The sequence below is a fragment of the Streptomyces sp. NPDC085866 genome (assembly GCF_044541035.1).
Lineage (GTDB): Bacteria > Actinomycetota > Actinomycetes > Streptomycetales > Streptomycetaceae > Streptomyces.
Genome location: NZ_JBITSQ010000024.1, coordinates 109852 through 121224 on the forward strand (window position 1 = coordinate 109852; position 11373 = coordinate 121224).

At 71.5% G+C, this 11373-nt stretch carries 11 protein-coding genes; 6 read left to right on the forward strand and 5 right to left on the reverse strand.

What is annotated here, in order from left to right; all coding sequences use genetic code 11:
- The first annotated feature begins 702 nt into the window (after positions 1–702).
- The gene (locus ACIF83_RS41610) at positions 703–1065 is read left to right on the forward strand and encodes a hypothetical protein (protein ID WP_398141682.1); all 363 of its coding nucleotides are present in this window, start codon (positions 703–705) and stop codon (positions 1063–1065) included.
- A gap of 154 nt (positions 1066–1219) precedes the next feature.
- Here ACIF83_RS41610 and ACIF83_RS41615 read toward each other — a convergent pair whose 3' ends face one another.
- Positions 1220–2326 carry a hypothetical protein gene (locus ACIF83_RS41615; RefSeq protein WP_399735323.1) on the reverse strand — a complete coding sequence of 369 codons (1107 nt, stop codon included), beginning with the start codon at positions 2324–2326 and terminating at the stop codon, positions 1220–1222.
- 350 nt (positions 2327–2676) lie between these two features.
- Positions 2677–3600, reverse strand: coding sequence for an NADP-dependent oxidoreductase (locus ACIF83_RS41620; protein ID WP_399735326.1), 924 nt, complete (start codon positions 3598–3600; stop codon positions 2677–2679).
- Positions 3601–3754: 154 nt separating this feature from the next.
- Here ACIF83_RS41620 and ACIF83_RS41625 point away from each other — a divergent pair, with 154 nt between their 5' ends.
- Positions 3755–4798, forward strand: a complete 1044-nt coding sequence (locus ACIF83_RS41625; RefSeq protein WP_399735345.1) for a GlxA family transcriptional regulator — start codon at positions 3755–3757, stop codon at positions 4796–4798.
- A 199-nt stretch (positions 4799–4997) separates the two neighbouring features.
- On the opposite strand, the gene ACIF83_RS41630 is transcribed toward ACIF83_RS41625, so the two are convergent.
- The 3 genes from ACIF83_RS41630 to ACIF83_RS41640 form a co-directional block, all read right to left on the reverse strand.
- Positions 4998–5291, reverse strand: a complete 294-nt coding sequence (locus ACIF83_RS41630; protein ID WP_399735329.1) for a hypothetical protein — start codon at positions 5289–5291, stop codon at positions 4998–5000.
- Positions 5292–5389: 98 nt separating this feature from the next.
- The gene (locus ACIF83_RS41635) at positions 5390–5884 is read right to left on the reverse strand and encodes an HPP family protein (RefSeq protein ID WP_393484882.1); all 495 of its coding nucleotides are present in this window, start codon (positions 5882–5884) and stop codon (positions 5390–5392) included.
- A gap of 16 nt (positions 5885–5900) precedes the next feature.
- Positions 5901–6068 (reverse strand): hypothetical protein, encoded by a 168-nt coding sequence (locus ACIF83_RS41640; protein WP_398141684.1) that lies wholly within the window; start codon positions 6066–6068, stop codon positions 5901–5903.
- 297 nt (positions 6069–6365) lie between these two features.
- Between ACIF83_RS41640 and ACIF83_RS41645 the strand changes: the two genes are divergently transcribed.
- From ACIF83_RS41645 to ACIF83_RS41660, 4 genes are all read left to right on the forward strand, one after another.
- Positions 6366–8696: a heavy metal translocating P-type ATPase gene (locus ACIF83_RS41645; RefSeq protein WP_399735332.1), complete on the forward strand. Its 2331-nt coding sequence runs from the start codon at positions 6366–6368 to the stop codon at positions 8694–8696.
- Between the two features lie 158 nt (positions 8697–8854).
- On the forward strand, positions 8855–9367 hold the full coding sequence (locus ACIF83_RS41650) for a DUF2231 domain-containing protein (protein WP_393484885.1): 513 nt from the start codon (positions 8855–8857) through the stop codon (positions 9365–9367).
- Positions 9368–9883: 516 nt separating this feature from the next.
- Positions 9884–10342 carry a cyclic nucleotide-binding domain-containing protein gene (locus tag ACIF83_RS41655; protein ID WP_398141687.1) on the forward strand — a complete coding sequence of 153 codons (459 nt, stop codon included), beginning with the start codon at positions 9884–9886 and terminating at the stop codon, positions 10340–10342.
- Between the two features lie 26 nt (positions 10343–10368).
- Entirely contained in the window at positions 10369–11019 is a 651-nt protein-coding gene (locus tag ACIF83_RS41660) for a CBS domain-containing protein (RefSeq protein WP_393484887.1), read from the forward strand.
- Positions 11020–11373: the final 354 nt, after the last annotated feature.

An 11373-nucleotide genomic window follows, 5' to 3' on the forward strand; every position in this document is an offset into this window, starting at 1 on the left:
ATGGCCACCCTGTCGCACATATCGGAAAAATGCCCCCAAGGGGCCGAACGAGGGATCGAAGTGCACCCGCCCGGCCCGTTGAATACACATCAAATGCCATGAAAAAAAGGAGAGTTACATCGAAATGGATACAGATGATGATTATCTGATTTATCGTCACCCATTCGGCAGCGGGCGACTGCGCAAGGAGCTGAGCGGCTGTCAGAGAACGAGGCGCCTCGCGGACACGGTCGTCCCCCCATCGCCGGCGAGCAGACCCTCCTCATAGCTCCTGTCGCGGCGGTCACCGCTCTCTCCCCCCAGCCCGGTCCCATGGGCACGCTCCAGGCCACGCGGCCACCGGCCTGACCTGGCACCAGACACCCGAATGGCGGTAAGGCCGCGAGGCGCTACCAGATCAGGCACCAGTAGCTGCCGGCCTGCCCGGTGCCCACCGCTGTGAGGCCCCCTGGGAGCAATGCCGGATCTGGCTGGCCGACGGCTGACAGCGAGCAGGCAGGGTCGCCGACCACTTTGGCTGCGGCCATGCGCTGAGCAGCAGCTGTTGCCGCCGGACTCGTGTACCACCGGGTCGACGGTGATGTCAGCCGTGACGGAGGCGATGAGGACGATGAGGGGGACGGCGGCGATGAGGGTGATGGCCGTGACGGAGATGGTGGCGGTGGTGACGGGGACAGCGGCGATGACGGCGGTGACGCGGGTGTGGACTTCGGTGGCGCCGTCGTCGCCGACGGCCTCGGGGCCGAGGGCTGCCTCTGTGTCACCTCCGGCTTCGGTGGGGGCAACGGGGCAGCTGTCGTTGTGCCCAGCGTCGGCTGGGGCCGGCTGGGCGACGGTGCCGACTGGCGGGGCCGGGGGGTCGGCGTCGCCGTCGGCGTACGTGTCGGCGACGGCGTACGTGTCGGCGTCGGCGTACGTGTCGGCGTGGGCTGTGTCATACCCGACGGCGGCGGGCGGGGCGTGCCATGGTCCGGCGTCACCAACGCCCAGACGCCGACGCCGCCGATGATGAGCACGGCGGCACCGCCCGCGATCCACGGGGCCCGACGGTGCGGGCGTCGGTGACGGTTCATGGTTCCTACTGTCCGAAAGCGGCCGCAGTACCGCCACTCGGGCTCCTGCCTTCGGCCCTCCGGGTGATGCCGGAAAACGACCCCCGAGCCGGTGCCGACGAACTCAGATCCGAGGTGTCCCGGCGGATTGCGGCTGAGGGCGCGGATTACGCGGTCGGCATGACAGCAGTCCGGGCAGGAAGCGTGTTGATGTCGATGACGGCACGCTGAAGGTCGCCCTGCGGCCGGTGGCCCAGGTCGTCAACCGACACGATGTTCATGTTGCGGGCCGGCTCAGGCGCCCGCCAGTCCGTCCTCAGCTTGGTGACCAGCTGGGGGTTCAGACCATTGGCGAGGTACATGAGGTAGTTGTCCCGGACGGACGCCGGAAAGAACGGCGAGAGCAACCGGATCAGGAACAGCTGCGGTATCTGCAGATCCGGCTGGACGATGCTCGACAGCACGAAGAACCGGCCGGCGTCCGTCCCGGGGTCGCGGGCGAGGGCCGCCTGGTTGAGGGACAGCGTCTGGTCGTAGATCCGCTGCGGCGGGCTTCCGCTGAAGAAGGCCTTGAGGATCTCCCGCCAGGACGGGTCTCCTGCCGGGTAGCTGCCACGGTCGGAGACGCTGTCCGCGTGCCAGGCCCAGGGCTGGTCGACCGCCGCCGAGGAGTCGACGAGCACGACGTTCTTCTTGGCCTTCACGAAGTCACCGTAGGTGGAGACCGGGGACAGTTCGGTCCGCAGCGCGACACGGGAGCCGAACAGGTCCCGCAACCTGGTCACCGGCTCCGCGGCGTCGGTGCCCGCCGGCACGGCAGCCGACACACTGACGATGACGACTTCCGAAGGGTGCTCGTCGATCCAGCGCTTGAGGGAGGCCGCCTCACCCGAGGCGTCGTCGAAGAACTGCCCTCCCATCGGAGCGCCGTGAAAGGTCCTCCACCGCCCGCCCTCGAAGCACAGCCGCAGGTCGAGGTAGCGGGCGCCCTCGTTGAGCTGGTCGGTGAGGCTGTCGCTCTGGGCCCGCGAGATGCTGGCGGCCAGCCGCGAATCGAGCTTGGCGACGTTGTAGGACCAGCCGCTGGTGCACAGGGCGGGGTCGGCCGGGATGCTCCAGCTGCCGGAGTCGTGGCTGCCGGGCATCGCGACGCGGTTGAGCGGCTGGTTGTCGAGATATCCGTGCATGTCGCCCATCCATCGCGACAGGTCCACCGTCGCGGCCGAGGCCCGGCCGGCCGGGGCCGCCTGTGCAGGGCCGCTGCCGGTCGCCATGGCCGCGACAGCGAGGATCAGGGCAACCAGACCGAACGCCGTAAGCCAGTACCGTCCGTTCCACGTCTCATCTTCGTACGCCCTCCTTGGGGGAAGAGGCCGAGGTCGGGCACAGAGAGTAGAGGGCGGCCGGTGCAATGCCCAGTCAGTCGTTGTCACAAACGACTGGCCGTTGTCCCCAACGACTGGGGTAGGCGGCGTCGCGGATGGGGAAGCGGCGTGTCGTGGGAGTGTCGTCACTTGTGTGCCGCCCCCCCCCACGATCTCCGTGGGACGCGTCCGGGTCACACGGCCGCCCGGCGGCTGCGGATCGGATCGGATCGGATCGGATCGGATCGGATCGGATCGGATCAGGCGACCGTCAGGACGATCTTTCCGGTCGTGCGGCCCTGCTCGCCGATCTCGTGGGCCTTCGCGGCCTCCTTCAGCGGCAGGACCGTCTCGACCACCGGCCTCAGCGCACGCTGCTCCACCAGAGCGGCGATCTCGCGCAGGCCCAGGTGGTCCGGCTCGACCAGGACCCACGCCGCCTGCACCCCGTCCTGGGCGGCGGGCACATCGTCCGGGCCGGGCAGGGTGATCAGCCGGCCGCCGGCCCTGAGCACCTTCAGGGAGCGCTCGGCCGTCTCGCCGCCGAGCCCGTCCAGCACCACGTCGATGTCGCCCACGACGTCCTCGAACCGCACCGACCGGTAGTCGACCACCTCGTCCGCGCCCAGCTGTCGCACCAGGTCGTGCTTGCCGGCGCTGGCCGTGCCGATCACGTACGCGCCGCGGGCCTTGGCGATCTGCACCGCGAGGTGGCCCACCCCGCCGGCCGCGGCGTGCACGAGCACGCGCTCGCCGGGACGCACCTGGGCCGCGTCCACCAGGGCCTGCCAGGCGGTCAGCGCGGCGAGCGGCAGCGCCGCCGCCTCCACGTGGGACAGGCCCGTCGGCTTCGGGGCGAGATGCCGGGCCGGCGCCACCACGTACTCGGCGTAGCCGCCCGCCTGGCGCGGGAACCGCGGCATTCCGAAGACCTCGTCACCGACTCGGAACACCCCCACACCGGGCCCGACGGCCGCGACCGTGCCGGACACGTCCCAGCCCACCACCGGGACGGCACCCCACTCGATCAGGGCCCCGCTGGCACGGGTCTTCCAGTCCACCGGGTTCACCCCGGCCGCGTGCACCCGCACCAGGACCTCACCCAGTCCCGGCTCGGGGCGCTCGACCTCGCGCTCGACCAGGTTCTCGGGTCCGCCCCACTGCTCCACGACCACCGCACGCATGCTGTCCGCCTCGCTCTTTCGTCTCGATCGGCTCGTCGCCAGGACGTCCCCGGCGCGACGCAGTCCACGATCCGGCACCCCGACTCATCGTGGTGTTGGCCGTTTGGCCACTGTGTGACAGGATCTGGCCATGAGTGATGTGCAGGGGACGATCATGGAGGACGAGCGGAACCGGGCGAGGGAGACGCCCCGGCGGCACCGGATCGCCGTCCTCGCTCTGCCCGGCGTCCCGCCCTTCGAGCTCGGCATCCCCTCTCGCGTCTTCGGCAGTGCGGAGGACGCCGAGGGCCGCCCGCTCTACGACGTCACCGTCTGCACGGCCGACGGCGCCCCCGTGCTCAGCGACGCCGGCTTCACCGTGCAGCCCGCCGCCGGACCCGAGGCCCTGGCTGCCGCGGACACCGTGATCCTCCCGCCCACCCACGCCATGCCCGAACTGGGCCGGGGTGGTCCCCTGCCCGCCGACGTCACCGCCGCCATCGGCCGCATCCGCCCCGGCACCCGACTCGTGTCCATCTGCACCGGGTCCTACGTGCTCGCCGCAGCCGGACTGCTCGACGGCCGGCCGGCCACCACCCACTGGAACCTGGCCCCCGAGTTCCGCCGCGCCTACCCCAACGTCAAGGTCGACGAGGACGTCCTCTTCGTCGACGACGGCGACGTACTCACCTCCGCCGGCGTCGCCGCCGGAGTCGACCTGTGCCTGCACATGATCCGCCGCGACCACGGCGCAGCCGCCGCCAACCGGGCCGCCCGCATGTGCGTCGTACCTCCCTGGCGAGACGGCGGACAAGCCCAGTACATCGACCGTCCCGTCCCCGAACCCACCACCGCCAGCACCACCGCCACCCGCGCCTGGGCCCTCGAACACCTCGACGAACCGCTGACCCTCACCCAGCTCGCCGAACACGCCCGGATGAGCCTGCGCACCTTCACGCGCCGGTTCCGCGACGAGGTCGGCATGACCCCGGTGCAATGGCTCACCGCGCAACGCCTCGAACTGGCCAAGCAGCTGCTGGAAACCACCGACCTGCCGATCGACCTGGTCGCACACCGGGCCGGCTTCGGCACCGCCAACTCCCTGCGTGCGCACATGAGAACGGCCTTCGGGGTCTCACCCGCCGCCTACCGCCGCACCTTCAACGCCAACGACCCCGACCCGGCACTCGTGCTCGACAACACGCCAGCCCCCGAGTGACACGTCCCGGACCTCGTACGTGATCCCTCATGCCGGCTGTCGGCGTGCCGAGCAGCCGGCCACATCATCAGGGTGAAGCTGGGCTCCCACCGCGCCTACCCGGTGTGTTCGCCCCTGGCGACGCTTACGCCAGACGGGTGAATCCCCCCAGCTCGTGGTCGGGCGACGTAGCCGCTGACCAACCAGGTCCGTCGCCGGATCAGGTTGTCTCCTTGACGCGCCCCTGTTCAATGGTGACCCCGCCACCTGCTCTGACGGCCGCCACCACCGACTGGTGCAGATCCCGGCTCTGCTGCTCCGAATGGCAGGGAACAGGGCTTCCCGTCAGGGTGAACCATTCGGAGGTGCCGGTGTACTGGACGGTCACGTCGGCTTCGTTGCCGTCCCAGGTGGTGTGGACGGTCAGGTCGCCGGTCACGACCCCCGCCTCGTCGGTACATGCGCCGCCCCGGCCGCTGAAGACCCCGGGGGTGGTCCAAGATGCCCAGACCATGACGTCAGCCTTCCTTCCTGGATACGCGGCTCACACCTGAGCCCAACCGCTCTGTGCCACGGCCTGGCGTAGTCCAGGGACCGGGCCACTCGTCCCTCCTACGGAATCACGATCCCGTGCTCCCTCGCTGCGCGGCGAGGTGGCAGCCCGGGCAGGGTGGCCCGTGCGGGGCCCTGGCCGACCGGCCTGGCGCGGCTGTGCAGACCTGCGGCAGAGGCCACGTAGTCCCGGGCCGTGAGCAGGCCGGTCAGTCGTCCGTGCGCGTCCGTGACCGGCAGCGCGTCCATGTCCTCCTCCGCCATCACGGCTGCCGCGTGGAGCGTCGATTCCTCCGGATGGACCGTGACGGTGCGGCGCCCGCGCACGAGGTCGCGCACCTTCCTGCGGGACAGCGTCACCGCGGGGTCCGCGCACGCGACGGCGAGCTCGGCGCGGTCCAGCACACCGGCGCAGCAGCCGTCCTGGCGAACCACCGGCAGATGTCGCTGCCCGGACCGCTCCACCACCTCCCAGGCCATGAGAAGGGTCTCGTCCTCGCTGATCGAGTACGGCGCCTCGCCCATCAGGGCGCCCACGGAAAGCCTCTCGTCCACGGCTGCCTCCTGCCGATCAGCTCCGGCCGAGCCGGGGAACGTCACGGGTGGTTCGCCCCAGGACGGTCAGGCGACGGCGGTACTCGTCCTCGTCCATCTCGCCTCGGGCGAAGTGTTCGGAAAGGAGCTGCTCGGGAGTGGGCCCGAGCGGTCGGGTGTCACCGTGGTCGTACCAGATCATCACGATGACTCACCTCCTCGAGGACCCCGGGAGTACGGGCCCGGTGCCTGCGGCTCTCGAAGTGTCTGCTCCTCACGCTCGCCCGGGCCGCGGAGCACGTCATGAGCCGGTGAGGCCAACGCTGGGGGCCGATGGGCCCACATCGCGACCGGAGGCGACGACAAACACGCGCAGACCCGAGCGGCGTCCGTACGGCCCTGGAGGAAGAGCCGTTCGTCCCCTGCCACGGGCTCAGCCGGCCGAGGTCTGATGGACCGGGACCGGACCGCGGGCAACGACGTCGAACGGACAGAGGTGGCCATGAACCGCTCCGCCTTCGCCACACGGCTGCGCTCTGTGACCAGAGCGGTCGCCCCGCCACGGCTGGAACCGACCCTCCTGGTCATCACGGCGGCGGCCCTGGCCGCAGGGGGTGCCGCCTGGCTCGCCGGTGACGAGCGTCTCGCCGACCTCCTGTGGGGCCTGGGCACCCTGTCCGCGGTGGCACCGGCGGCGGGCTGGGTGGTCGCCGCACTCCGCCACGGCCGCGCGGGGGTCGACCTGATCGCGGTTCTCGCTCTCGGCGGCACCCTTGCCGTCCACGAATACCTGGCCGGTGCGCTCATCGCGCTGATGCTCGCGACCGGCCGCACGCTGGAGGCGGCAGCCCAGCGGCGGGCCTCGCACGATCTGCGGGCGCTGCTGGAACGTGCGCCCCGCTCCGCGCGGCGCCGGACCGCCGACGGAGTCGCCACCGTTCCACTGGCCGCGGTCGCCGTAGGTGACCTGCTTGTCGTGGGTCCGGGCGAGGTCGTCCCGGTGGACGGGCGGGTGGAGGGGGCCCCGGCCAACCTCGACGAGTCCGTACTCACCGGCGAGTCCCTGAACGTCGAACGGGCGGCGGGCGACACCGTCCGCAGCGGGGTGGTCAATGCCGGCGGCGCCTTCGAGTTGCGAGCCGCGGCGACCGAGCAGGACAGCACGTACGCCGGAATCGTGCGACTGGCCAGGCAGGCCGGGGCCGAGTCCGCACCCGTGGTGCGGCTGGCCGACCGCTACGCGGCCTGGTTCCTTCCGCTCACCCTGGTGGTGGCGGGGCTGGCCTGGCTGCTCAGTGGCTCGGCGGTACGTGCGGTCGCGGTGCTGGTGGTCGCCACCCCGTGTCCCCTGCTGCTGGCCGCGCCGGTGGCCATCGTCTCCGGGATCTCCCGCGCCTCACGCCTGGGAGTCGTCATGCGTGACGGTGGCGCCCTGGAGAACCTGGGTCGGGCCCGCACCCTGCTGCTCGACAAGACCGGCACCCTCACCCGCGGCCGCCCGCGCGTCCTCGACGTGGTCGCCGCACCGGGGTGGCAGCCGGCGGAGGTGCTGAGGCTGGCCGCGTCACTGGACCAGTACTCGCCCCACGTCCTGGCCGAGGCGATCGTCGACACCGCGCACGAACGGAACCTGGTCCTGTCGGTCCCGTCCGATGTCGCCGAGAAGCCGGGCCGGGGTGCTGCGGGCGTCGTGGACGGGCACCGGGTGTCCGTCGGCCGCATCGACGCGTCCGGCGCCCGGCCGTCCTGGTCGAGGGCGGTGGACAACCGGGCGCTTCTCGACGGTGCTGCCGTGGCCTGGCTGGCCGTCGACGGGTGTCCGGCGGGTGCGGTGCTGCTCCGGGATCCCCTGCGCCCTGACGCCCCGCGCACCCTGCGCCACCTGCGGACCGCGGGCATCGAGCGGCTGCTGATGCTGACGGGCGACCGCGCGGAGCCCGCCCGTGAGGTGGGCGCCGTCCTCGGTCTGGACGGCGTCCGCTCCGGGCTCGACCCGGCCGGCAAGGTCGCCGTCGTACGGGCCGAACGGGAACGCGCGATCACCGTCATGGTGGGCGACGGCGTGAACGACGCTCCCGCCCTGGCCGCCGCGGACATCGGTGTGGCGATGGGTGCACGCGGCTCCACCGCCTCCTCGGAGGCCGCCGACATCGTGCTGACCACCGATCGTGTGGACCGGCTCGCCGACGCCGTCTTCATCGCCGTACGGGCGCGGCGGATCGCCGTGCAGAGTGCTCTGGGCGGGATGGCGATGTCCCTGGCCGCGATGGCCGCGGCCGCGTTCGGCCTGCTGCCGCCCGCCGTCGGTGCCCTGCTCCAGGAGGCCATCGACGTCGCTGTCATCCTCAACGCCCTGCGGGCACTGCGCGTCGGCCAGGCCACGCGACCGGCGCTGACGCCCGCTGCCGAGGCACTCATCCACCGCTTCGCCTCCGAACACGACGACCTCCAGAACGTGCTCGAAGCGGTGCGCGGTGCCGCCGATCACCTCTCCGACGGTCCCGGGCCCCAGGCCCTGGCCGCCGTCGAGGAGGCGCACCGGCTGCTCACCGAACGGCTGCTGCCCCACGAGTACGCCGAGGAGCACGAGCTCTACCCGGCCCTCGCCCCCGCTCTCGGCGGCCCGGAGGCCACGGTCACCATGAGCCGGGCCCACACCGAGATCGAACGCCTCTCCCGCCGCATCGCCACCCACCTGCGGCTGGCTCACGCCGAGGGTGGTCTGGCCCCCGGCCAGCTGGACGACCTGCGCTCCTGCCTGTACGGGCTGCACACCGTCCTCCGCCTGCACTTCACGCAGGAGGAGGAGAGCTACTTCTCGCTGGCCCAGTGAGATCACCGGGACCTGCCGCCGGAGGTGGCGCCGTCACGGCCCATGACGTCGTCACGGGTCCGCTACGGCACCCCGTCCCACCCCTTCGACCCTGCCTCAGAGGTAACTGAGAGGTTGCTGTGCCAGGCTGACGGCCCCCACCCCTCAGGAGCGCCTCGATGAATCTGGTCAACGGTCTGCCCACCCATGTCCTGCTGGTCCATGTGGTCGTGGTGTTGATACCTCTGACCGCGCTGACCCTGGTCACAGCCGCGCTGTGGCCGCGCGCCGCCCGGCGGTTGGGTCCGCTGTTGCCGCTGCTGGCTCTGATCGCTCTGATCAGTGTGCCGCTGACGACCCACGCCGGCGAGTGGCTCGAACGGCATGTGGACGACGACGCGCTGGTACGTCGGCACACCGAGCTGGGCGACGGGCTGCTGCCCTGGGCCTTGGGCCTGTTCGCGCTGGCAGCGGTCGTCTGGTGGGCGGGACGGCGCGCCCCTGCGGAGCCTGGACAGAGCGCCGGCAGGCGCTGGTCCGCCCTCCCTGTACGCATCGTCGTGGGCGTGCTCTCGCTCGCCGTTGCAGTGGGGGCGGTGGTGGATGTCTACCGGATCGGCGACTCCGGCGCCAAGGCCGCCTGGCACGACGCTTACTCGAAGACGGCGACAGGCGCGAAGGGTGGCTCCTGATCCTGCGCGAGCCGCTCGTCCCGGCCCGCCCCGCGTTCGAGAGGGCCGTTGAGCCTCAGGATCTGCGGACGCCGTCTGGGCGGTCCCTGCACTACTGAACTGTTCCACGACGACAGGACCCGGCCGATGACAGGCCGGGTCCTGCTGCGTCTTCGTTCAGCGGGCCGTCCAGCCCGGTTGGCGATCGATTCGGTCGCGCAGCACCGCGGCCGCATCGGGTTCCCCGTGCACGGTGGATCCGGCCCGGGTGACTCGGGCGGGGTTGCGCCGCTTCCAGGATCACGGTCGGCTCCGTGTGGTCCCACAGCCTGCCGGGACGCGCCGCCGACGGCGACGATCGCGATGCGCGTGGAGACGCACACGGTGCCTCTCCCTCCACAGCGGGCGCTTCCGCGTGCGGGTCGACGGATACCGGCCCCATGGGCCGAAGGGCCCTCGTCGGATCCGAGCGGCCCGTGGCGGCGGGGCGCGGACGCGCCCACGCTGGAAGCAGAAAACATGAAGGGAGCCGGTGCGATGACCTCCGCCACCACCATGACCACGGCTCTGGAGCCCGAGCACCGCGAGCGGCTGATGCGCCTCGCCCGCGAGGTCTCCTTCGAGGCCGGGACCCACCTGTTCGAGGAGGGTCGGCGTGCCGACCGCTTCTGGATCGTGCGGACCGGGACCGTCGCCCTCGACCTGCGTGTGCCCGGCCGCCGTCCCGCCGTCGTCGAGTCGCTCGGGCACGGCGAACTGGTCGGCTGGTCCTGGCACTTCCCGCCGTACGTCTGGCACCTGGGCGCGGAGGCGACGAGCCCCGTGCGGGCCTGGGAGTTCGATGCCGAGGCGGTCCGGGAGATGTGTGCCGCCGACCCCGAGTTCGGCCGGGCGATCGCGGTCTGGGTCGGGCGAGTGGTCGCGCAGCGGCTGCAAGCCTCCCGGGTCCGGCTGCTCGACCTCTACGCCCCCTACGGCAGCGGTGGCCTGACGTGACCGCCCAGCCCTGCGAGGAGGACAGCATGCACAGCAGCCCGCATCGAGTGAGCGACGTGATGACGCACGCCGTCGTCGCGGTGGGCCGCGAGGCTCTGTTCAAGGAGATCGTCGAGCGCATGAACCAGTGGAAGGTCAGTGCCATGCCGGTGCTGGAGGGCGACGGCCGGGTGATCGGGGTCGTGTCCGAGGCCGATCTGCTGCCCAAGGAGGAGTTCCGGGACCGCGATCCGGACCGCTTCACCCAGCTGCGTCGGCTGTCCGACATGGCCAAGGCCGGGGCCGTGACCGCGGAGGAGCTGATGAGCGCCCCGGCCGTGACCGTCCACGCCGACGCCACGCTCGCCGAGGCAGCCCGCATCATGGCCCTGCGCAACGTCAAGCGGCTTCCCGTGGTGAACGCCGAGGGTCTGCTCGAAGGCGTTGTCAGCCGCGGCGACCTGCTCAAGGTGTTCCTGCGCCCGGACAAGGACCTCGCCGACGACATCCGGCGGGACGTGGTCGACGTCCTCTTCCCGGCTCCGGTCGAGCCCGTGCACATCATGGTCACCGAGGGCGTCGCCACGCTGACCGGACGAGTGCCGGACGCCGACCGGATTCCGCTCGCCGTCCGTCTCGTGCGGGGTGTCGAGGGCGTGGTTGGCGTGGACTGCCGACTTACGGCGGCCGATGCGTAGTGGCCCTCGTGCCCCTGCTCGCATTCCTTCCTGTCGGTGTCGTGTCGTCGTGTCGTCGTGTCGCCGCCGTGATCACTCGACCGACGAGCCGGGCCACGGGGGACGACGTCCGGGAGTTGAAACGCATCAGCGTTTCAAGCCTTTCGCGATGCCCAGTTCGGTGTCGCGTAGGGGGCTCGGATGCCGTCCTACGACGCCGGCAACGGCACCCGCCAGGTCAGCAGCGCGCCACCGCCGTCGGGGCTGCTCACCTCGAACCGTCCGCCCAGCTGTTCCGCCCGCTCGGCCATGTTGCGCAGCCCGCTGCGACGGCCGCCGGACGGAATGCCCACGCCGTTGTCCCCGACCGTCAGG

Coding starts and splice junctions, on each gene's coding strand:
- ACIF83_RS41615 (WP_399735323.1), bottom strand. CDS start 2,326: ATGGCGACCGGCAGCGGCCCTGCACAGGCGGCCCCGGCCGGCCGGGCC.
- ACIF83_RS41620 (WP_399735326.1), bottom strand. CDS start 3,600: ATGCGTGCGGTGGTCGTGGAGCAGTGGGGCGGACCCGAGAACCTGGTC.
- ACIF83_RS41625 (WP_399735345.1), top strand. CDS start 3,755: ATGGAGGACGAGCGGAACCGGGCGAGGGAGACGCCCCGGCGGCACCGG.
- ACIF83_RS41630 (WP_399735329.1), bottom strand. CDS start 5,291: ATGGTCTGGGCATCTTGGACCACCCCCGGGGTCTTCAGCGGCCGGGGC.
- ACIF83_RS41645 (WP_399735332.1), top strand. CDS start 6,366: ATGAACCGCTCCGCCTTCGCCACACGGCTGCGCTCTGTGACCAGAGCG.
- ACIF83_RS41650 (WP_393484885.1), top strand. CDS start 8,855: ATGAATCTGGTCAACGGTCTGCCCACCCATGTCCTGCTGGTCCATGTG.
- ACIF83_RS41655 (WP_398141687.1), top strand. CDS start 9,884: ATGACCTCCGCCACCACCATGACCACGGCTCTGGAGCCCGAGCACCGC.
- ACIF83_RS41660 (WP_393484887.1), top strand. CDS start 10,369: ATGCACAGCAGCCCGCATCGAGTGAGCGACGTGATGACGCACGCCGTC.